The sequence below is a fragment of the Providencia huaxiensis genome, assembly GCF_002843235.3.
GTDB lineage: Bacteria > Pseudomonadota > Gammaproteobacteria > Enterobacterales > Enterobacteriaceae > Providencia > Providencia huaxiensis.
The window spans coordinates 387,515-409,031 of the sequence record NZ_CP031123.2; the positions used below are offsets into that span (position 1 = coordinate 387,515).

Annotated in this window: 18 protein-coding genes; 16 read left to right on the top strand and 2 right to left on the bottom strand. The window is 41.0% G+C overall.

All coding sequences use genetic code 11. From position 1 onward, the window contains the following. The first annotated feature begins 3 nt into the window (after nucleotides 1–3). The 4 genes from nqrE (at nucleotide 4) to nqrM (ending at nucleotide 3,360) form a co-directional block, all read left to right on the top strand. The gene (gene nqrE / locus CYG50_RS03180) at nucleotides 4–600 is read left to right on the top strand and encodes an NADH:ubiquinone reductase (Na(+)-transporting) subunit E (RefSeq protein WP_102139749.1); all 597 of its coding nucleotides are present in this window, start codon (nucleotides 4–6) and stop codon (nucleotides 598–600) included. A gap of 15 nt (nucleotides 601–615) precedes the next feature. Continuing rightward, nucleotides 616–1,842 carry an NADH:ubiquinone reductase (Na(+)-transporting) subunit F gene (gene nqrF, locus CYG50_RS03185; RefSeq protein WP_102139748.1) on the top strand — a complete coding sequence of 409 codons (1,227 nt, stop codon included), beginning with the start codon at nucleotides 616–618 and terminating at the stop codon, nucleotides 1,840–1,842. Nucleotides 1,843–2,082: 240 nt separating this feature from the next. After that, nucleotides 2,083–3,114 (top strand): FAD:protein FMN transferase, encoded by a 1,032-nt coding sequence (locus tag CYG50_RS03190; RefSeq protein WP_102139784.1) that lies wholly within the window; start codon nucleotides 2,083–2,085, stop codon nucleotides 3,112–3,114. An 18-nt stretch (nucleotides 3,115–3,132) separates the two neighbouring features. After that, nucleotides 3,133–3,360 carry a (Na+)-NQR maturation NqrM gene (gene nqrM, locus CYG50_RS03195; RefSeq protein WP_102139747.1) on the top strand — a complete coding sequence of 76 codons (228 nt, stop codon included), beginning with the start codon at nucleotides 3,133–3,135 and terminating at the stop codon, nucleotides 3,358–3,360. A gap of 197 nt (nucleotides 3,361–3,557) precedes the next feature. Here the strand turns inward: nqrM and CYG50_RS03200 are convergent, their stop codons facing one another. After that, nucleotides 3,558–4,454 carry a glycerophosphodiester phosphodiesterase family protein gene (locus CYG50_RS03200; RefSeq protein ID WP_102139746.1) on the bottom strand — a complete coding sequence of 299 codons (897 nt, stop codon included), beginning with the start codon at nucleotides 4,452–4,454 and terminating at the stop codon, nucleotides 3,558–3,560. 282 nt (nucleotides 4,455–4,736) lie between these two features. On the opposite strand from CYG50_RS03200, the gene dinB reads away from it, so the two are divergent. After that, nucleotides 4,737–5,792, top strand: a complete 1,056-nt coding sequence (gene dinB, locus CYG50_RS03205; protein WP_102139745.1) for a DNA polymerase IV — start codon at nucleotides 4,737–4,739, stop codon at nucleotides 5,790–5,792. 49 nt (nucleotides 5,793–5,841) lie between these two features. Here dinB and pepD read toward each other — a convergent pair whose 3' ends face one another. Then, on the bottom strand, nucleotides 5,842–7,302 hold the full coding sequence (gene pepD / locus CYG50_RS03210) for a beta-Ala-His dipeptidase (RefSeq protein ID WP_102139744.1): 1,461 nt from the start codon (nucleotides 7,300–7,302) through the stop codon (nucleotides 5,842–5,844). A 435-nt stretch (nucleotides 7,303–7,737) separates the two neighbouring features. Between pepD and gpt the strand changes: the two genes are divergently transcribed. The 11 genes from gpt (at nucleotide 7,738) to alaS (ending at nucleotide 21,350) form a co-directional block, all read left to right on the top strand. Then, complete coding sequence (gene gpt, locus CYG50_RS03215; RefSeq protein ID WP_102139783.1) at nucleotides 7,738–8,202, top strand: xanthine phosphoribosyltransferase; 465 nt, start codon at nucleotides 7,738–7,740, stop codon at nucleotides 8,200–8,202. Between the two features lie 187 nt (nucleotides 8,203–8,389). Continuing rightward, nucleotides 8,390–9,640, top strand: a complete 1,251-nt coding sequence (gene frsA / locus CYG50_RS03220) for an esterase FrsA (RefSeq protein WP_102139743.1) — start codon at nucleotides 8,390–8,392, stop codon at nucleotides 9,638–9,640. A gap of 71 nt (nucleotides 9,641–9,711) precedes the next feature. Beyond that, on the top strand, nucleotides 9,712–10,113 hold the full coding sequence (crl, locus tag CYG50_RS03230; protein WP_102139742.1) for a sigma factor-binding protein Crl: 402 nt from the start codon (nucleotides 9,712–9,714) through the stop codon (nucleotides 10,111–10,113). A gap of 116 nt (nucleotides 10,114–10,229) precedes the next feature. After that, a complete protein-coding gene (proB, locus tag CYG50_RS03235; protein WP_102139782.1) occupies nucleotides 10,230–11,333 on the top strand; it encodes a glutamate 5-kinase in 1,104 nt (367 codons plus the stop codon). Nucleotides 11,334–11,335: 2 nt separating this feature from the next. Next, a complete protein-coding gene (gene proA / locus CYG50_RS03240) occupies nucleotides 11,336–12,589 on the top strand; it encodes a glutamate-5-semialdehyde dehydrogenase (RefSeq protein WP_102139741.1) in 1,254 nt (417 codons plus the stop codon). Between the two features lie 127 nt (nucleotides 12,590–12,716). Continuing rightward, nucleotides 12,717–13,214, top strand: a complete 498-nt coding sequence (aroL, locus tag CYG50_RS03245; RefSeq protein WP_102139740.1) for a shikimate kinase AroL — start codon at nucleotides 12,717–12,719, stop codon at nucleotides 13,212–13,214. A 140-nt stretch (nucleotides 13,215–13,354) separates the two neighbouring features. Further along, entirely contained in the window at nucleotides 13,355–15,502 is a 2,148-nt protein-coding gene (gene aas / locus CYG50_RS03250; RefSeq protein ID WP_102139739.1) for a bifunctional acyl-ACP--phospholipid O-acyltransferase/long-chain-fatty-acid--ACP ligase, read from the top strand. Nucleotide 15,503: 1 nt separating this feature from the next. Continuing rightward, nucleotides 15,504–16,706 (top strand): lysophospholipid transporter LplT, encoded by a 1,203-nt coding sequence (gene lplT, locus CYG50_RS03255; RefSeq protein ID WP_102139738.1) that lies wholly within the window; start codon nucleotides 15,504–15,506, stop codon nucleotides 16,704–16,706. Nucleotides 16,707–16,720: 14 nt separating this feature from the next. After that, nucleotides 16,721–17,224: a nicotinamide-nucleotide amidase gene (gene pncC / locus CYG50_RS03260; RefSeq protein WP_102139737.1), complete on the top strand. Its 504-nt coding sequence runs from the start codon at nucleotides 16,721–16,723 to the stop codon at nucleotides 17,222–17,224. A 104-nt stretch (nucleotides 17,225–17,328) separates the two neighbouring features. Then, nucleotides 17,329–18,396, top strand: a complete 1,068-nt coding sequence (recA, locus tag CYG50_RS03265; RefSeq protein WP_102139736.1) for a recombinase RecA — start codon at nucleotides 17,329–17,331, stop codon at nucleotides 18,394–18,396. A 326-nt stretch (nucleotides 18,397–18,722) separates the two neighbouring features. Next, nucleotides 18,723–21,350, top strand: coding sequence for an alanine--tRNA ligase (gene alaS / locus CYG50_RS03270; RefSeq protein WP_102139735.1), 2,628 nt, complete (start codon nucleotides 18,723–18,725; stop codon nucleotides 21,348–21,350). Nucleotides 21,351–21,517: the final 167 nt, after the last annotated feature.

Below are 21,517 nucleotides of genomic sequence, written 5' to 3' on the forward strand. Positions count from 1 at the left end.
AACATGGAACATTATATTAGCCTGTTTGTTAAAGCCATTTTTATTGAAAATATGGCATTAGCGTTTTTCTTGGGAATGTGTACTTTCCTTGCGGTGTCGAAGAATGTAAAAACCGCTTTTGGACTGGGTATTGCTGTAACGGTAGTTCTTGGGATCTCTGTTCCAGCCAATAACTTGGTATACAACTTGATATTACGTGATGGTGCGATTGCGGAAGGTATCGACTTATCCTTCTTGAACTTCATCACTTTTATCGGGGTTATTGCCGCGTTAGTTCAGATCCTTGAAATGATTTTAGATCGCTACTTCCCATCACTGTATAACGCGTTAGGTATCTTTTTGCCATTGATTACCGTTAACTGTGCCATTTTCGGTGGTGTTTCTTTCATGGCTCAGCGTGATTATAACTTTAGCGAATCGGTCGTGTATGGGTTCGGTTCGGGGATCGGTTGGATGCTCGCAATCGTATTGCTGGCGGCTATCCGTGAGAAGATGAAGTACTCAGATATTCCATCGGGTCTAAAAGGGTTAGGTATCACCTTTGTGACAACCGGTTTAATGGCATTGGGCTTTATGTCCTTCTCCGGTGTGCAGCTATAAAGGCGAGAAGAATTCATGGAAATTATTATTTTAGGTGTCGTGATGTTTACCCTGATTGTCTTGGTGCTGACAGGTTTAATCCTGTTTGCAAAATCCAAGCTAGTCAACACAGGGAACATCAAAGTTGAAGTTAATGGCGATCCAGACAAAAGCTTTGAAGCTCCAGCAGGTGACAAGCTGTTAGGCATGTTATCAAACCAAGGTATTTTTGTTTCATCAGCGTGCGGTGGTGGTGGCTCTTGTGGTCAGTGCCGTGTGACAATCAAAGAAGGCGGTGGTGATATTCTGCCAACTGAGCTTTCACACATCAACAAACGTGAAGCAAAAGAAGGTTGCCGATTAGCGTGTCAGGTCAACGTTAAACAAGATTTAAAAATTGAGCTTCCAGAAGAAATTTTTGGTGTGAAGAAATGGGAGTGTGAAGTTATTTCTAATGATAACAAAGCCACTTTCATTAAAGAGCTAAAATTGAAAATCCCAGAGGGCGAGGTTGTTCCTTTCCGTGCGGGTGGCTTTATTCAAATTGAATGCCCGGAACATGTCGTCAAATATGAAGATTTTGATGTGCCGGAAGAGTATCGTGAAGATTGGGATAAATTTAACCTGTTCCGTTATGTGTCTGAGGTTAAAGAGCCAACGGTTCGTGCTTACTCAATGGCAAACTACCCGGAAGAGCATGGCATCATCATGCTAAACGTGCGTATTGCTACACCTCCACCTCGTAACCCTGATGTTCCACCAGGAATTATGTCCTCTTATATTTGGTCATTAAAGCCAGGGGATAAAGTGACGATTTCTGGGCCGTTTGGTGAATTCTTTGCTAAAGAAACGGAAGCAGAAATGGTGTTTATCGGTGGTGGTGCGGGAATGGCACCAATGCGTTCTCACATATTTGACCAACTGCGTCGCTTAGATTCTAAACGTAAGATCAGTTTCTGGTATGGTGCGCGTTCAGTCCGCGAGATGTTCTACACAGAAGATTTTGACCAACTTGCAGCCGAACGTGAAAACTTTACATGGAATGTAGCGCTTTCTGATCCTATGCCTGAAGATAATTGGAATGGTTATACAGGTTTCATTCATAATGTTTTATATGAAAACTACTTAAAAGACCATCCGGCGCCAGAAGATTGTGAGTTCTATATGTGTGGGCCTCCAATGATGAATGCTGCTGTGATTAAAATGTTGAAAGACCTCGGTGTTGAAGATGAAAATATCTTATTGGATGACTTCGGTGGTTAAGCAACTTAGCTGATTTTATTAGATTTATTAAAGTCAGTAGACAGTAATACTTTAAAGAGGGAAAATATTTTCCCTCTTTGTGATTTTAGTAAATCGATTAAGTGCTAATTAGCTAGCGCTTAATCGATAGATTTATAATTATTTTGACTGGAACATTCTCTGCATGGGTGACGATGTAAAGTGTGTTAATAGTCTGGGCGACCTTAACAAAATGCGCTCATGATTGACGCGGAGAAAATTATGCTAAGTAAAAGAATCTATACCCCAATACTGCTATTTGTTGCGGCTCTGTTTCTTACTGCCTGTGGTGGACCTGAACAGCAGAATCTTCAGGGGCAAACGATGGGTACGTACTATTCGGTTAAGTATGTTACAGACTCTTCGGAGCCAAAGCCTGAAGCTATTCAAGCTGAAATAGATAAACGTCTGGAAGAAGTTAACGACCAAATGTCAACATATCGCCCAGATTCAGAATTAAGTCGTTTTAACCAATTTAAAGAAGTGAATACACCATTCCCTGTATCTGCCGCAACGGCAACAGTGGTTAAAAAAGCGATTGAAATTAATAAGCTGACAAGTGGTTCATTAGATGTAACGGTTGGCCCTTTAGTTAATTTATGGGGTTTCGGTCCTGAAGGAAGAGTGACTAAAGCACCTTCGGATGAGGAATTAGCTAAGCGTAGCGCTTGGGTTGGTATCGAAAAACTTGCTGTTCAAGATAATAACCTAATTAAAACAATCCCTGAGCTGTACGTTGACCTCTCCTCAATTGCTAAAGGTTATGGTGTCGACGTTGTTGCTGAATATTTAGAATCATTGGGTATCAATAATTATATGGTTGATATCGGTGGTGAAGTGCGTACAAAAGGAACAAATGGTAAAGAAGTGCCATGGCGTATTGCAATAGAAAAACCTGCAGCGGATGGGGCAAGCCAAACAGCACAAGAGGTCATTGAACCGGGTGACCGTTCTATCGCTACATCAGGAGATTACCGTAATTATTTCGAGCAAGATGGCGTTCGTTTTTCTCATACGATTGACCCGAAAACAGGAAAACCAATCACTCATAATTTAGTTTCTATTACGGTGATTGCAGAAAATTGCATGAGTGCTGATGGCTTATCTACAGGGCTAAATGTTTTGGGGCCTGAAGCTGGCTTTGCTTTAGCTGAAAAAATGAATATTCCTGTTTTCATGATTGTTAAGACAGATAAAGGTTTTGAAGAGCGTTATACTAAGGCATTCGAACCGTTTTTAACCAAAAAACAGTAGTTGTAGGAGGACAAAAAAATGCTTAATATTTTCATTGCAGCCTTTGCACTGTTTTTGTTGGCCTTTTTAGGCATGTCACTTGGGTATATTATTAAACGTAAGAGTATTCAAGGTAGCTGCGGTGGGTTAAGCAGTATTGGTGTTGAAAAAGTGTGTGATTGTCCCGAACCTTGTGATGCGCGTAAGAAACGCATGGCACGCGAAGAAGCACGTAAAAAACTGCTCAATAAAAACCGAATTATATAATTCAACTCTTAATTTATATACCTTAGCTAACAGTATTGTTGGCTAAGGTCGCTATGAAGAGCATTATACTATTTAATCTTACGGACGTGGCTTAATATAACTTGTTATTATGTAATAAAATAAAATGATTATTTTAAATAATGTAAGTTAAAAACTAAGCTATTATTGAAATAACTTAGTTTTTATATTGAAGTATATTATTTTTTAAATGCTTTAGGTGAATCAACCATTACAGCATCAACACCAATTTCTTTTGCGAGTTGGTAGTCACTTTCATTATTAACACCAAAAACAATGATATAAGCATTACCATTTTTTCTAAAACAATCAATAGCTTCTTTGTCCCATGAAATAACCGCAGGTGAACGGGCTTCACCTAAAGTGTATTTTTCAACAACTTCAATTTTTCGATGTAATTCAAAACCGAACCAACGGGTTTCAGATTCATGATTTTCCATAGGACATTGATGACTTATCACACTATTTGCCAGTATAGTGCGAGTTTCATCTCGGCTTTCGAATAACTGTAATTTAGGCTCAAGAGTTTTCAGTGCATTTAAAAATGCGTCATTAGTTGAATAAAAACGTACTCGATTAACACTATTTGTCTCTTTCAATAGATTAAGAATAGCTTCTGCTTGAATGTTAGGGTCTGCATCAGGTGATTTCAGGTCAACATAGAAAGTTGTATTCGGATATTCTTGCAAAATAGTTTTTAACGTACTAATCGTGGTTTTCTGCAAAGGAAACTGTTGATTATGTTTTTGGCTAAATTGATAAGCCGCATTGATTTGGTTTAGTTGCTCAGCGTTGTATGCGGATACTTTACCTTTTTTATCGGTTAGTTCATTCAGTTTGCTTGGTCGATATAAAACTAATTGATTGTCTTTACTTAATTGTACGGTTATCCAAATCGCATCTGACTTATTTTTAATCGCTAAATCAATAGCGTAAAGCGTATTTTCAGGGGCATCCGCAGTTCCTGCTCGATGCGCAACAATTTTAGGGGATAGTGCAAAAGCTGTCTGGCTAGCAAACAGTATTATGAGAGTTGCCATAAAATTAACATATTTTGATGTTGATATAATTGCCATAGATATAATCCATAGATAGTTTTCAAGGTATTGTCGTTGGTAAAACAACTCTTTCTATTACTTTTTTGTTTAAAAGTAAGTATTAACACTTATTTTTAAGACTAACTTTAAGTAGAGTCTTTAATTGGATAGCTTGGCAGATGATTATTGCAATATGATGAATTACCTAGTTATCATTAAGTTAGCACCCTGTTCATCAGTTTTATGGTGATGTAACAATGATTGCATGGCTAACAAATGTACTGTATATTTAATCAGGTGTTTGATTGGCAGGGTTAACTCGTGCGTAAAATTATTCATATTGATATGGACTGCTTTTATGCAGCGATAGAAATGCGGGACGATCCAAGCCTTCGCAATGTGCCTATTGCGGTGGGTGGAAGCGCAAATCGTCGAGGCGTTATTAGCACTGCAAATTATGAAGCCCGTCGCTACGGTGTTCACAGTGCTATGTCCACAGCAATTGCACTTAGGCTTTGCCCGCATTTGAAAGTTGTTCCTGGGCATATGGCACTTTATAAAGAAACCTCTTTGCATATTCAAAAGATATTTGCACGCTATACGGACCTCATAGAGCCCCTTTCTCTTGATGAAGCTTATTTGGATGTTACGGATTGCACACAATTGCACGGCTCTGCAACGTTAATCGCAGAGGCTATTCGCCAGCAAATCTTTGATGAACTGCAATTAACCGCTTCAGCGGGGATAGCGCCAATAAAGTTTTTGGCGAAAATCGCTTCAGATATGAATAAACCCAATGGTCAATTCGTAATCACACCGCAAAATATCGATCAATTTGTTCTTAACTTGCCTCTAAAAAAAATTCCTGGGGTGGGTAAGGTAACAGCCCAAAAATTAGCGGATATGGGGTTGATGACTTGTGCGGATGTCCAAAAATATGATGTTGTTGAATTGATTAAAAGCATGGGTAAATTTGGACAGGTACTTTGGGAGCGTTGCCATGGTATCGATGAGCGAGCTATTAACCCTGATAGGCTGAGAAAGTCGGTGGGGGTTGAGCGTACGTTTGCTGTGGATATTGACCAGTGGGGGGATTGTTTGCTGCTGCTTGATAAATTATATGATGAACTCCAACGGCGTTTGGCGAAGGTAAAACCTGACCTACGCATTGCTCGCCAAGGTGTGAAATTTAAATTTGCAGACTTCCAGCAAACCACACAAGAACACGTATATCCAGTTCTCAATAAACAGGATTTGGTGCAAATAGCGAAACAAGTTTGGGATAATCGGCGCCTAGGGCGTGGTGTTCGGTTAGTTGGCTTACATGTGATGCTACAAAGCCCACAGCTTGAAAGACAACTATTACTTGAATTATAAAAAAACACCCATCGTATGATAGGTGTTTGATTTGCAATTAATTAGTTGTTTATTCTTTAACTGGAATTGCTTTTAAAACCGCAGTTAATAATTTCCAATACTCACCAACGCTTGCAATATGCACACGCTCATCAGGGGAGTGTGCCCCACGAATGGTTGGCCCAATAGAAACCATATCCATGTCTGGGTAAGGTTTTTTGAATAAGCCACACTCAAGGCCTGCATGGATCACCATCACATTAGGGATTTTACCAAACAGTTTGTTGTAGGTATCGCTAACTAAATGCATCACTGGTGAGTCTGCATCTGGCTGCCAACCTGGGTAGCTGCCTTCCGCTCGGTATTGGGCTTGTGCTAATTTACTGATAGAGGTCAGCATGTTAACAACGTAGTTTTTGCCGCTATCGATAAGAGAACGCACAAGAAAGATAATTTCTGCTTTATCTTCAGTTAGTCGTACAACGCCTTCGTTAAGTGATGTTTCAACCACACCAATGGCAACATCACTCATGCGAATTACACCGTTTGGCGCAGCATTTAAGAAGAAAACAAAACGTTTTTGGCAGTCATCAGAAAGCGCTTTTAACTCACTCTGTGCTTCGTCTAGCAGTAGAACAAGGTTAGGTTCGACGACAGCTAATTCGTTTTTCAGAATATCTTCATAACGTGCTCTTAATGTCGTTAATTCAGCAACTTTGTCTGCTGGAACAGCAATAACGGCATAGGCTTCACGAGGAATAGCATTACGGACAGTACCGCCTCTGAAATCTAATAATTTTAGGCTTAAATCTTCTGCGTGTCCTGCCAGAAAACGCGCTAGCAGCTTATTGGCATTACCTAAGCCTAAATGTACATCACCACCTGAGTGCCCACCTTTTAAGCCTTTTAGGGTCATTGTGAAGGTTTTATAGCCTTGTGGTAAGGCTTCACGAGTCAGGTCAAATGTGGTTGTAAAATCAACACCACCAGCACAACCCATGTAAATTTCACCTTCTTCTTCAGAGTCGGTGTTAATCAGAATATCTGCTTGCAACCAGCCGGCTTTCAAGCCAAAGGCACCTTCCATACCGGCTTCTTCGGTCATGGTCAGGAGAACTTCCATTGGGCCATGTTCAACACTATCATCAGCAAGAACCGCCAATGCAGAAGCTAAACCAATGCCGTTATCAGCGCCTAATGTGGTTCCTTCAGCAGTGACCCACTCTCCATTAACATATGGACGAATTGGGTCTGTTTTAAAGTCATGCACCGTGTCGTTATTTTTTTGTGGCACCATGTCTAAGTGAGCTTGTAAAACAACCCCTTTGCGGTTTTCATAACCAGGTGTTGCAGGTTTACGGATCAGAATATTGCCCACTTCATCGCGTTCAACGTGAAAGCCCTTTTGTTTAGACCAATCAACAATATGCGCTGCTAAGGCCTCTTCATGGTATGAAGGGTGTGGGATAGAGCAGATTTTAGCGAAGATGTCCCATAGCGGTTGGGGGGATAATGTAGCAAGTTCAGACACGTTTTTCTCCTTTTCCCGTCATATTTTGAGTTGTAGCGTTGTTGGCTTCACTCGTAAACCCGAGTCACATACTTATGTATGCTCCTAGGGATTTTCTCATTTGCCGCCTAGCCACAACCCAAATTATTTAGGGAAAATATTTAATTTCCTTGGGGTATGGCATCACTAGTTTTATTGACCGAGCAACTCAAATTACCTCAGAGATTTTTAGTTGAGTTATGTTAGTTACTAGCTTGATATGCAAAATTAAATGATGCATTGCTGATAAACTCAGGATAACACTTTCTTTTGAGCAATGGACAGTGTAAATGATAATAATTAATGACGAATGACGCTTTTTGCTGGTTTTTAACCGCCCAAATCACTATAATCTCGCGCAACCTTTTTTCCGCAAGACACATTTCAGATTTACTCAGCAGTCGGGACCCGAATTATATGAGCGAAAAATATGTCGTAACGTGGGATATGTTGCAAATACATGCCCGTAAACTCGCACAACGTTTATTACCAGTAGAGCAATGGACTGGTATTATCGCGGTTAGCCGTGGTGGCCTTGTTCCTGGTGCACTTCTCGCACGCGAACTTGGTATTCGTAACGTTGACACCGTTTGTATTTCTAGCTATGACCATGACAACCAGCGCGAATTAACCGTGATTAAACGCGCCGAAGGTGATGGTGAAGGCTATATTGTGATTGATGACCTCGTTGATACTGGCGGTACAGCACAAGCTATTCGTGATATGTACCCTAAAGCGCACTTTGTGACTATTTTCGCTAAACCAGCAGGTCGTCCATTAGTTGATGATTACGTTGTGGATATCCCACAAGACACATGGATTGAACAGCCATGGGATATGGGTGTCGTTTTTGTTAAACCATTGTGTGAACAAGATAAATAAATCGGTGTTTCAGGCGAGTTTTAGGTGAAAAAACATTGTTATTATAAAGTATTATCGACTTTATTGATTGCAAGAACACATTAATACCTAAAATTTTTAAGCTAAACGCGATATAATTTGGGGAATGCATTTTTGCATTCCCTTTATTTTTTGGCCAAGTTCAACTCTGATAGACAAGGAAATAGGGATGACTCAGCAAAACCTTTCAGAAAAACTTTTCAAACCTAAAGTCAGGCAAGTTGAAACGTCAACACTAGTCTCTTATTCATCTCAAACCATTTCTCAAATCAAAGAACATAGCGTGTTAAGCGGGTCTCATCATGCGGGGTGGTATCGTATGATCAACCGCTTAATGTGGATTTGGCGAGGGATCGACGCCTTAGAAATTGAAGAAGTACTGAGCCGCATTGCTATCTCTGATGCCGAGCGCAGTAATGATAACTTATTGGATACGGTCATTGGCAACCGGCGCGGAAACTGGTGTTTCGAATGGTCCCAGCAAGCCATGCATTGGCAGCAAAAAGCATTAGAGTTTGAGAAAGGTGCAGAGGCAGGGGATGCTTGGTTACGTTCAGCTAACTTGTACAGCATTGCTGCTTACCCATTTATTAAGGGCGATGAGCTTGCTGACCAAGCTATTTTGCTGGCTTGTAAAGCTTATGATAGCGCAGCGAAATTTTCTCAATACCGCTTAAAGAAAATTCCATTTAAAGTTGATGGTGGAAAAGAAGTCTGCGGCTTTCTACATATCCCTTCACAGGGTCAAGGGCCTTACCCGACGGTGATGGTCTGCGGTATGTTAGATAGCTTACAAATTGATTTTTGTCGCTATTTTCGTGACTACCTTGAACCTCTTGGTATTGCGATGCTAACACTGGACATGCCATCCATTGGTTATTCTGTTAAGCAAAAACTGACCCAGGAAACAAGCACGTTACATGAGCAAATCGTTCGCCAACTAGGGGATATTGCTTGGATTGACCATACGCGTTTTGGCATTGTGGGCATGCGTTTTGGCGCAAATATAGCATTAAGATTGGCTTATATGTGCCCTGATAAGATTAAAGCAGTCGCTGTCATAGGGCCAATTGTGCACAGTTTATTGCATGAAGAAAAATATCAGCAAGATATTCCTCGGATGGTTTTGGATGTGTTCGCCAGTCGCTTGGGTATTTATCAAGTTGATGGTTCTGCTTTACGCCATGAATTAAGCTGTTATTCACTTAAAAATCAGGGGCTTTTAGGGAAACGTAATCAAGTTCCAATGTTATCGGTTAGCCTTAAGGATGATATTTATAGCCCTAAAGCGGAATCTGATTTAATTCGACGTTCATCGATGGATGCTGACACGATAATTTTACCAAGCAAGCCTGTTTTTGCTAATTTTGAAAAGGCATTAAGTGAAACTACCAATTGGTTAAAAGCAAAAATACTTTAATTTTATTTAATAACTTGCTTATTTTTTCCCATTTGTTAAAAAGGGATCTTCCCAAGAAGGAGATCCTTAACATGGCTTTACCGACTGATTACTCAAATGGAAAGTATTTAAAGAAGTTTGCTACGATAGGACCTTATTTACGTGAAAAACAATGTTTAAATGGTTGTTATATATTTGATAGCCTTGTTGTTTGTGTAAATGCAAATATTGCTCCAGAAAAACGTGAATTTTGGGGGTGGTGGTTAAAATTGGTTGCAACTGATAAAGGCTTTGAATTTACTTATCATTTTGGCCTATACAATAGCCATGGTAGCTGGCAAGTTAAAACCTTAAAAGATGCAGCAACCATTGAGGCGACTGAGCAAAATTTAGTGTCTTTTCATCAAGCCCTTGTTAAACAATTATCTGAACTTGAGTTGAGCCTCTTTCCCTCCCCGCTAATGGCAGAATTAAAACTGGAATTAAGCGCATAAATTTGTTTTAAACCAACTTTTGTTGAATTTTGCGTTATGCCTGTTGGCATAACGCGCTTCTCCTGATAAAAATGATACCTACTTTTTGGTTTATTAATCCTAATGGCAGAAAAATGATGAAAAATAGCCAGACGCTGGTGGTTAAATTAGGGACCAGTGTATTAACAGGGGGCTCGCGCCGTTTAAATCAAGCTCACATTGTTGAGTTGGTTAGGCAGTGCGCGCAGCAATATGAAAAAGGGCATCGTATTATTATTGTGACTTCTGGGGCAATTGCCGCAGGTCGCGAACATTTAAATTACCCCGAACTGCCGGCTACCATAGCATCTAAACAGTTGCTTGCGGCGGTCGGTCAAAGTCGTCTGATTCAGTTATGGGAACGGTTATTCTCCATTTATGGCATTCATATCGGGCAAATGTTACTGACACGAGCCGATTTAGAAGACAGAGAACGTTTCTTAAATGCACGAGATACCTTGCAAGCACTGTTAGATAACGGAATTATTCCAGTTATCAATGAAAATGATGCCGTTGCTACCGCGGAAATAAAAGTCGGTGATAATGACAATCTATCTGCTTTGGCTGCGATCCTCGGTGATGCTGACAAACTGTTATTACTGACTGATATCGAAGGCTTATATGATGCCGATCCACGCAGTAATCCAAACGCAAAATTGATCCCCGAAGTATATGGTATTAATGATGAACTTCGTGAAATGGCGGGGGGAAGCGTAAGTGGGTTAGGAACCGGTGGAATGGCAACTAAACTGCAAGCGGCAGATGTCGCAGGCCGTGCAGGGATTGATGTTATCATTGCTGCTGGAAATAAACCGGATGTTATTAATGCGGTTATTGAAAACCTTCCTGTTGGCACCCGTTTTTATGGGCAAAAAAACCCAATGGAAAATCGTAAACGTTGGATTTTCGGCGCTCCAGCCGCTGGGGATGTGTATATTGATGATGGTGCACAACTGGCGATCATGGAAAAAGGCAGCTCGTTATTGCCAAAAGGTATTCAGAAAATTGAAGGTGATTTCTCTCGAGGTGCTGTGATCCGTATTCGTAATATGGCAGGAAAAGACCTTGCTCATGGGGTCAGCCACTATAATAGTGATGCACTTAGAATGATTGCGGGGCACCATTCACAAGAAATCAGCAAAATACTTGGTTATGAACACGGTTCTGTGGCCGTTCATCGTGATGATATGATAGTGAGTTAATTATGTTAGAAACAATGGGTAAGGCGGCAAGGGTTGCTTCGTGGCAATTAGCTCAGTTAAGCACCAAACAAAAAAATGCAGCACTATTACAAATTGCTGATCTACTAGAAAAAGACAATGCAGTTATACTTGCAGCGAATCAAAAAGACATGGCGCAGGCAAAAGAAAGCGGTATGACTGAAGCGCTGCAAGACCGCTTATTATTGACGCCAGAGCGTTTAAAAAGTATTGCTGATGATGTCAGAAAAGTATGCCAATTAGCGGATCCTGTTGGGCAAATCATTGATGGAAGCCAATTGGATAGCGGTTTAAATTTGCAACGCCGCCGTGTCCCATTAGGGGTTGTTGGTGTTATTTATGAAGCTCGCCCTAATGTGACTGTGGATGTGGCTTCATTATGTCTAAAAACAGGTAATGCGGTCATTTTACGTGGCGGGAAAGAGACGCATCATACTAACCTTGCGGTGGTGAGTGTTATTCAAAAAGCATTGGAAAATAGCGGGCTACCAGCAGATGCAGTACAAGCTATCAATAACCCAGACCGTGAATTAGTCGCGCAATTACTCAAATTAGATCGCTACGTCGATATGCTAATCCCTCGCGGTGGTGCGGGTTTACATAAATTATGCCGTGAGCAATCAACGATCCCAGTCATTACGGGTGGAATTGGCGTTTGCCACACATTTGTTGATAAATCGGTGGATTTTAATAAAGCCATTAACGTGATTATTAATGCAAAAGTTCAGCGCCCAAGTGCCTGTAATTCACTTGAAACATTATTAGTCCATAAAGAGATTGCGAATGAGTTTTTACCGTTCTTAAGTGACAAAATGGCGCAGCAACAAGTTACACTACATGCAAGTGAGAAAGCGCTTCCATTGCTAAAACAAGGCCCAGCAAAAGTTGTTGATGTAAAACCTGAAAACCTTGTTGATGAATGGCTATCACTGGATCTTAACGTCGAAATTGTTGATGATATTGATGCAGCTATCGACCATATTCGCCAGTATGGCACCGCACATTCTGATGCTATTTTGACAGAGTCTATCCATCAAGCTGACTATTTTGTTCAGTGTGTAGATTCAGCAGCGGTATATGTTAATGCAAGTACTCGTTTTACCGATGGTGGGCAGTTCGGTTTAGGCGCAGAGGTTGCCGTGAGTACGCAGAAATTACATTCACGTGGCCCTATGGGGTTAGATGCGCTAACAACGTATAAATGGATCGGATATGGCGACTTTTTAAGTCGTCCATAGAGAGTAAAAATGATGAGATAGCCACACTTGTGTGGCTTTCTTTTTTTATTTGCCAAATTAGGCAATTTATCATAAGCAAATTTGTAGTTAGTATTGCTTAGTATTTATGATGATGGGATGAAATTTAATGTTTTACATTATCGGTCCAAGAGGTGCGGGTAAAACCACAATTGGTAAAAAGTTTGCAGAATCTAAAGGTTATCAATTTGTTGATACAGATAAATTGATTTTAGAAAAAGCCGGAAAAAGTATTGCTGAAATTGTTGAACAGCACGGTTGGGATTACTTTCGCCAGTTAGAGACTGACGTCCTTAAGTCGATTACGCAAAGCGATATGATTGTTTCAACTGGTGGGGGGCTTGTTCTCGCTGAAGAAAATCAGCAAATTATGCGTAATAACGGCACCGTTATTTATTTAAATACCAATCCTGAAGTTTTAGCAAAACGCCTTGCTGCAGAGCCACAAGCAGATCAGCGGCCAAGCTTGACGGGGAAATCTTTAGTTGAAGAAATTGAAGAAGTGATGCAGCAAAGGGAGCCTATCTATCGCGCGACAGCACACCATATTATTGATGCTGCGCAGCCAGTTGACGATATCATCACACAACTTAATGATTTAACTTAAACGTATTTAGGGTAAGCCATCGGTATTTTCGGAATATACCAATTAGAGTAAAGGGAGCGGCTCAGTAAGATAGACGCAACTAAGGGTAGAAACGTATCACTCTAATATATAAAAATATAATCATAGTATAGGGACTCATTATGTTGGCAAAGATAGTCAAAACAGTACTTAAATTTTTATTTCGTGTACAAGTTATTGGTGATGCGAAAGAATTTAGTCATGATAAATGCTTAATTACACCTAATCATGTTTCTTTCCTTGATGGTGTATTAATTGCACTTTTCTTGCCTGTTAAACCTGTATTTGCTGTTTATTCGACATTTGCCACACCGAAAATGGTGAAGCGGCTTAAGCCCTATGCAGATATTGTCCCCCTTGATCCTGCCAACTCTCTAGGTATTCGCCATCTCGTTAAAGAGGTAGAAAAAGGGCGCCCGATAGTTATTTTCCCAGAAGGCCGAATTTCGGTTCATGGCTCTTTAATGAAAATATACGAAGGCGCAGCGTTTGTGGCCGCAAAGTCCGAAGCAAAAGTTGTGCCTATTCGTATTGAAGGGGCTCAATATAGCCACTTTGGGCGTCTGAAAGGGATTTTTCCATTAAAATGGTTTCCGAAGATCACATTGCATATCTTGCCGGCACAAGATATTCCAATGCCAGAAGCACCTAAGGCTGTAGAGCGTCGAGCCTTGGCGGGTGAACACCTGTACCAAATCATGAAATCTGCTCGTATGTCTTGTTTACCACAAGTCACATTAGTTGAAGAATTTATTCAAAGTGTCCAGTTTTTTGGGCGCTGCACGCCTTGTATTGAAGATATCGCATTTAAAGAGGATTCATATCAATCTCTATTGAAAAAAACGTTAGGGGTTGGTCGTATTATCGAACGTTATACACATGAAAATGAAAGGGTTGGCTTATTATTGCCAAATGCGACAGTCACCGCGGCTGCGATCTTTGGCGCTTTAATGAGAGGCCGAGTACCTGCTATGCTTAATTACACTGCGGGCAGTCATGGTATTAGCAACGCGTTAAAAGCTTCTGCAGCGAAAGTGGTCTTTACTTCCCGCCAGTTTTTGGAAAAAGGCAACTTAACGCATATTCCAGAACAAGTGCCAGAAGCCAGTTGGATTTACCTTGAAGATTTAAAAGACACGGTAACATGGCAAGATAAAATATGGATTATTAAGCACTTACTTAACCCTAAAAAAGCGATTATTCTCCGAAAACCGTCCGATGAAGCGATTGTTTTATTTACATCCGGCTCAGAAGGTACACCCAAAGGTGTTGTCCATAGCCATGCCAGTTTAATGGCAAACGTAGAACAAATTAAAACGATCGCTGATTTCACACCTCGTGACCGCTTTATGTCATCACTGCCGCTATTTCACGCATTTGGTTTGACGGTTGGCTTATTTATCCCACTATTTTCAGGGAGCCGAGTTTTCCTTTATCCAAGCCCATTGCATTACCGGATCATTCCTGAATTAGTCTATGACAAAAACTGTACCGTATTATTTGGGACATCAACCTTTTTAGGTAACTACGCACGGTTTGCTCATCAGTATGATTTTGCACGTTTGCGTTATGTGGTTGCCGGCGCAGAAAAATTATCGGATAAAACGAAAAAGATCTGGTTTGATAAATTTGGCATCCGAATTCTTGAAGGTTATGGGGTAACTGAGTGTGCTCCAATTGTATCAATCAATGTCCCTATGGCCGCGAAAGAAGGCTCTGTAGGGCAGATTTTACCCGATATGGAAGCGCGAATTATCCCAATCTCTGGTATTGAACAAGGCGGTAAACTACAGCTTAAAGGCCCAAATATAATGAAAGGGTATTTGCGTGTTGAAGCTCCAGGCGTACTTGAAACACCGCAAGCTGAAAATGCACAAGGCGAAATAGAGGAAGGTTGGTACGACACAGGTGATATCGTTGAATTAGATCATAAAAATTTCTGTACGATAAAAGGCCGTGTTAAACGTTTTGCTAAACTTGCAGGCGAAATGGTTTCTCTCGAAAGTATCGAGCAAATGGTGGCCTCTCTTTCTCCTAGTGCAAATCACGGTGTGGTGACAAAGCCAGACAGCAGTAAGGGTGAAGCGCTTGTTTTGTTCACAACAGATAAAGAATTAGACCGTAGTGCATTGTCTAGCGCAGCCAAAAGCAAAGGGTTAACCGAGTTAGCGGTTCCTCGCGATATTCGTTTTGTTAAAGAGTTGCCAGTACTCGGTAGCGGTAAAACGGATTTTGTCACATTAAAGCAAATGGCATTAAAGGATGAATAAGATGCAAGAAAGTACTTCCAATTCACCGTTAATGAGCAGAGGGATGAAAGCCGTTCTTGCTTCACAGTTTCTCTCTGCATTTGCAGATAACGCATTATTATTCGCCATATTAGCCCAGCTAAAAGCCGAATTTTACCCTGAATGGAGTCATCCTATCCTGCAAATGGTGTTTGTTTTTACGTACATCGTTTTAGCACCGTTTGTTGGGCAAATCGCAGATAGGTTCTCAAAGGGACGCGTGATGCTGTTTTCTAACATCTTCAAGTTTATTGGGGCATTAGGGATTTGTTTTGGCCTAAACCCATTCCTTTGTTATGGGTTAGTGGGAATCGGCGCAGCTTCATATTCACCAGCTAAATACGGTATTTTGGGGGAACTGACCGGGGGAAATAACCTCGTTAAGGCCAATGGTGTCATGGAAGCTTCAACAATCGCAGCCATTTTAGTGGGGTCAGTTGTTGGCGGAATGCTTTCCGATATTAACTTAATCTTAGCGCTGGGAACATGTGCTGTACTATACGCATTAGCCGTTATCGCGAATTTTTTCATTCCACACTTACAAGCTGCGAGGCCTGGAAAAGGTTGGGATCTTAAATTATTGATGACGTCTTTTTTTAGTGCTTGTCGCGTGCTATGGGCAAACCAAGAAAGCCGTTTTTCACTAGTTGGAACCAGTTTGTTCTGGGGAGCCGGGGTAACACTGCGTTTTCTCCTTGTTGCATGGGTACCTGTGGCGCTGGGGTTACAAGACAACACAACACCAACTATTCTAAATGCAATGGTTGCGGTGGGAATAGTCGCAGGTGCTGGGCTTGCTGCCAAATTTATTACCTTAAAAACGGTTTATCGTTGTATCCCTGCTGGCGTTATTATCGGGATAATGGTGGTGTTACTTTCGTTGCAAACTAATATTATTCCATCCTATTTTATTTTAATTATTCTTGGTATTTTTGGCGGTTTATTTGTCGTTCCGTTGAATGCATTATTGCAAGAAAAAGGGAAGGAGACCGTTGGGGCTGGGAATGCGATTGCGGTACAAAATTTAGGTGAAAATAGTGCAATGCTGATTATGTTAGGCTTGTACTCATTAGCAATTAAAGCAGGTTTGTCAGTTGTGAATGCGGGTATTGGTTTTGGTGCTGTCTTCGCAATTGCGATTGCGGGTTTATGGGTTTGGGATCGTGCTCGTAAAAAAATGGTATAAAGGTAGATAACATCATGATAGATGAGAAGCTGCTTGAAACACTGAGTATTCAGGTTGGGCTAAAACTGAAAGAACAGGGTAAAACAGTCACAACCGCAGAGTCTTGTACTGGGGGCTGGGTCGCTAAGGTTTTAACCGATATATCGGGTAGTTCAGATTACTTTCAGCGTGGCTTTGTGACATACAGCAATGAAGCAAAGCATCAGATGATCGGTGTTAAGGATGAATCTTTACAGCGATATGGCGCTGTAAGCCAACAAGTTGTGACTGAAATGGCGACAGGTGCTTTACAAGAAGCCAGTGCAGATTTCGCTGTTTCAGTTAGTGGGATAGCAGGCCCTGGGGGCGGTAGTGTAGAAAAACCTGTTGGTACGGTATGGTTTGGTTTTGCACAAAAACAGGCAGACCAAACGGTATTTGTCACTACACAACATAGAGTGTTTCAAGGAAACAGAAATGAAGTTCGTTTTCAATCAACAGTTTATATACTTGAAACACTTTTAAAACAGTTAAATTAAAAATTTCCTTGATACTGTATGATTATACAGTATAATTAATTTCAACAAACCGAATTCAATCGTTTTATTTGCAGTGGTCAAATCATTGCACTTAGGGAGTAAACATGGCTATTGATGAAAACAAACAAAAAGCACTTGCAGCAGCATTAGGCCAAATTGAAAAACAATTTGGTAAAGGCTCCATTATGCGTCTTGGTGAAGATCGCTCTATGGATGTTGAAACTATCTCAACAGGCTCCTTATCCCTTGATGTTGCATTGGGTGCTGGTGGCTTGCCACTAGGTCGTATTGTTGAAATCTACGGCCCTGAATCCTCAGGTAAAACAACATTAACCCTGCAAGTTATTGCAGCAGCACAACGTAGCGGTAAAACGTGTGCTTTCATCGATGCTGAACACGCTTTAGACCCTATCTATGCTAAAAAACTAGGCGTAGATATCGATAACTTACTGTGTTCTCAACCTGATACAGGTGAGCAAGCGCTAGAAATTTGTGATGCATTAACTCGTTCAGGCGCAGTTGATGTGATCATCGTTGACTCCGTTGCTGCGTTAACACCGAAAGCTGAAATTGAAGGTGAAATTGGTGATTCACATATGGGCTTAGCAGCTCGTATGATGAGCCAAGCAATGCGTAAATTAGCGGGTAACTTAAAGACATCTAACACTCTACTGATCTTTATCAACCAAATTCGTATGAAGATTGGTGTTATGTTTGGTAACCCAGAAACAACAACGGGCGGTAATGCATTAAAATTCTACGCATCTGTTCGTTTAGATATCCGTCGTATTGGTGCTGTGAAAAATGGCGAGGAAATCGTCGGTAGTGAAACTCGCGTTAAAGTAGTAAAAAACAAAGTTGCAGCACCGTTTAAACAAGCGGAATTCCAAATTTTGTATGGTGAAGGTATTAATACCTTTGGTGAGCTAATTGACTTGGGTGTAAAACACAAGTTAATTGAAAAAGCTGGGGCTTGGTATAGCTATAACGGCGACAAGATTGGCCAAGGTAAAGCTAATTCAACAAATTATTTAAAAGAGCATCCTGAAGTCGCTCAAGAAATTGATACCAAACTGCGTGAAATGCTATTGAACCACACCGGTGAATTTAGCAGTGCGGCAACAGACTTTATCAATGATGCTGATGAAGAAGAAACACCAGAAGAATTTTAATATCAACCTAATTGATTGATTAATTGATAATTTATAGGCGCTCCACTGATGTGGTGGCGCCTGTTTTATTTTACACCTATTGCATTAATAGTTTATTGAACAGTTTTTCTGTGGAAAAATACACCAGTGAAACGTATAAACATACTTTCAGAAAATATCTAGACGCTTTACAATGAAAGCTGCGAATGGATGTATCTATATTTTACTTCTGCACAAAGAGACTTTATCTTATCAGTCACTTTTCAATCGGAGAGTTGATTAGAGGTGATGTTACATTCCATCTCAACAATTCGTAATTCTGTTTCCAGCTTGATATCGGGATAAATATGAGTAAAAGCACCGCTGAGATCCGTCAAGCGTTTCTCGACTTTTTTCATACAAAAGGTCATCAAGTGGTCTCTAGTAGTTCACTAGTGCCAAATAATGACCCTACACTATTGTTCACAAACGCAGGGATGAACCAGTTCAAAGATGTATTTCTTGGCCTGGATAAAAGAGCATACTCCCGAGCGACAACTGCGCAGCGCTGTGTGCGTGCAGGTGGTAAACATAACGACTTAGAAAATGTGGGCTATACTGCTCGCCACCATACATTTTTTGAAATGTTAGGCAATTTTAGCTTTGGTGATTACTTTAAGCATGACGCTATTCGTTTTGCTTGGGAGTTATTGACCAGCGAAGAATGGTTTAACTTACCAAAAGAAAGGTTATGGGTGACCGTTTACGCAACTGATGACGAAGCTTATGATATCTGGAATAAAGAAATTGGTATTCCAGTTGAGCGTATTATTCGTATCGGTGATAACAAGGGTGCACCATATGCGTCAGATAACTTCTGGCAGATGGGTGATACAGGTCCTTGTGGCCCATGTACCGAGATTTTCTATGATCACGGTGATCATATATGGGGTGGGCCTCCAGGAAGCCCTGAAGAAGACGGTGACCGCTATATTGAAATTTGGAACTTGGTGTTCATGCAATTTAACCGTCAGTCTGACGGGACAATGGAACCTCTACCAAAACCTTCAGTTGACACAGGAATGGGCTTAGAGCGTATTTCTGCGGTATTGCAGCACGTTAATTCAAACTATGAAATTGATATTTTCCGTGAACTTATCGCAGCTGCAGCTAAAGCAACTGGCGCGACAGATTTAGAAAACAAATCATTACGTGTTATTGCTGACCATATCCGTTCTTGTGCATTCCTTGTTAGCGATGGTGTTATTCCATCGAATGAAGGCCGTGGTTATGTTTTGCGTCGCATTATCCGTCGTGCTGTTCGTCACGGTTATATGCTTGGTGCAAAAGACACCTTCTTCTACAAATTAGTTGCGCCACTGATTAAAGTCATGGGGTCTGCAGCAGATGAACTTGGACGCCAGCAAGCTATGGTTGAAAAAGTTCTTAAGACCGAAGAAGAGCAATTTGCTCGTACTTTAGAACGCGGTCTTCAATTATTAGATGAAGAACTTGCTTCACTGAAAGGGGATACTCTGGATGGTGAAGCTGCATTCCGCTTATATGACACCTATGGTTTCCCAATCGATCTAACGGCAGATGTTTGCCGCGAACGCAATATTAAAGTCGACGAAGACGGCTTTGAGCGAGCGATGGAAGACCAGCGTCGTCGTGCACGTGAATCCAGTGGTTTTGGCGCGGATTATAACTCTTTAATTAAAGTTGATAAGCGTAGTGAATTCTCCGGTTATCAATATGATGAGCAACAAGCCACTATTACTGCACTATATAAAGATGGCCAGCCTGTAGACAGCTTGAATGCGGGTGAAGAAGGCTTAGTTATACTAGATAAAACAGCATTTTATGCAGAGTCTGGTGGGCAAGTCGGTGATACGGGTTATTTAAATAATGATAGCGCGAGTTTTAAAGTCACGGACACGCAAAAATATGGTCAAGCGATTGGGCATATTGGTCAAGTAGAAGCGGGTTCGCTGGTTGTTAACCATAGAATTACCGCATTCGTGGATAACGCTAGACGTGATGCTATCCGTTTAAATCACTCAGCAACGCACTTACTGCATGCGGCATTACGCCAAGTATTAGGCGACCATGTTTCTCAAAAGGGTTCACTGGTTAATGATAAATACTTGCGTTTTGACTTCTCTCATTTTGAGGCGATGACACAAGATCAACTACGTCAAGTAGAAGATATTGTGAATGCGCAAATCCGTAAAAACTTAGAAATTGAAACTGAGCTGATGGATTTAGAAGGCGCTAAAGCAAAAGGTGCTATGGCATTGTTCGGTGAAAAATATGAAGAGCGCGTGCGCGTTCTGAGTATGGGTGATTTCTCTATCGAGTTATGTGGTGGTACACATGCGCGCCGCACAGGAGATATTGGTTTATTCCGTATCTTGAGTGAATCTGGTACGGCAGCAGGTGTTCGTCGTATTGAAGCGACGACAGGCACAATGGCGATTGAAAGCATTCATCATCAATCAGAGCAACTTTCGGCAATTGCACACTTAGTAAAAGGTGATATGAATAGCCTTGTCGAGAAAGTAAAAGCGGCATTGGACAAATCTCGCCAGCTCGAAAAAGAAATTGTGCAACTAAAAGATCAACAAGCATCTCAAGAAAGTGCTTCACTAAGTAGCAAAGCGAAAGAGGTGAAAGGCATCAAATTGTTAGTCACTCAATTAGGAGATACTGATCCTAAGTTATTGAGAACTATGGTTGATGACCTTAAAAATCAGTTGAAATCAGCGATTATCGTGCTTTCAACAACAAGTGGTGATAAAGTCAGTATGATCGTTGGGGTAACTAATGATTTGACGGCTAAAGTTAAAGCAGGGGATTTGATTTCCCACATTGCAAGTCAGGTAGGTGGTAAAGGTGGTGGCCGCCCAGACATGGCTCAAGCAGGAGGTACTGACGCTAGCGCATTACCTGCTGCTATGGCGAGTGTCGAAGAATGGGTTGAAGCACGCCTGTAAGCACTTACAAAGTTGCCTCATTGAAAAATGAGGCAACTTTAATCTGTTGCGGCATTGTTAATGTATCGTTTGTAGTGCTATATTTTGCTTGTAAATAATTAGAATGCTTGTATTGATGGCATCAATGCTTTAGGTGAATGTCATTGCTTTACGTTTTCACGGTGTGT

Coding starts and splice junctions, on each gene's coding strand:
- nqrE (WP_102139749.1), top strand. CDS start 4: ATGGAACATTATATTAGCCTGTTTGTTAAAGCCATTTTTATTGAAAAT.
- nqrF (WP_102139748.1), top strand. CDS start 616: ATGGAAATTATTATTTTAGGTGTCGTGATGTTTACCCTGATTGTCTTG.
- CYG50_RS03190 (WP_102139784.1), top strand. CDS start 2,083: ATGCTAAGTAAAAGAATCTATACCCCAATACTGCTATTTGTTGCGGCT.
- nqrM (WP_102139747.1), top strand. CDS start 3,133: ATGCTTAATATTTTCATTGCAGCCTTTGCACTGTTTTTGTTGGCCTTT.
- CYG50_RS03200 (WP_102139746.1), bottom strand. CDS start 4,454: ATGGCAATTATATCAACATCAAAATATGTTAATTTTATGGCAACTCTC.
- gpt (WP_102139783.1), top strand. CDS start 7,738: ATGAGCGAAAAATATGTCGTAACGTGGGATATGTTGCAAATACATGCC.
- frsA (WP_102139743.1), top strand. CDS start 8,390: ATGACTCAGCAAAACCTTTCAGAAAAACTTTTCAAACCTAAAGTCAGG.
- crl (WP_102139742.1), top strand. CDS start 9,712: ATGGCTTTACCGACTGATTACTCAAATGGAAAGTATTTAAAGAAGTTT.
- proB (WP_102139782.1), top strand. CDS start 10,230: ATGAAAAATAGCCAGACGCTGGTGGTTAAATTAGGGACCAGTGTATTA.
- proA (WP_102139741.1), top strand. CDS start 11,336: ATGTTAGAAACAATGGGTAAGGCGGCAAGGGTTGCTTCGTGGCAATTA.
- aroL (WP_102139740.1), top strand. CDS start 12,717: ATGTTTTACATTATCGGTCCAAGAGGTGCGGGTAAAACCACAATTGGT.
- aas (WP_102139739.1), top strand. CDS start 13,355: ATGTTGGCAAAGATAGTCAAAACAGTACTTAAATTTTTATTTCGTGTA.
- lplT (WP_102139738.1), top strand. CDS start 15,504: ATGCAAGAAAGTACTTCCAATTCACCGTTAATGAGCAGAGGGATGAAA.
- pncC (WP_102139737.1), top strand. CDS start 16,721: ATGATAGATGAGAAGCTGCTTGAAACACTGAGTATTCAGGTTGGGCTA.
- recA (WP_102139736.1), top strand. CDS start 17,329: ATGGCTATTGATGAAAACAAACAAAAAGCACTTGCAGCAGCATTAGGC.
- alaS (WP_102139735.1), top strand. CDS start 18,723: ATGAGTAAAAGCACCGCTGAGATCCGTCAAGCGTTTCTCGACTTTTTT.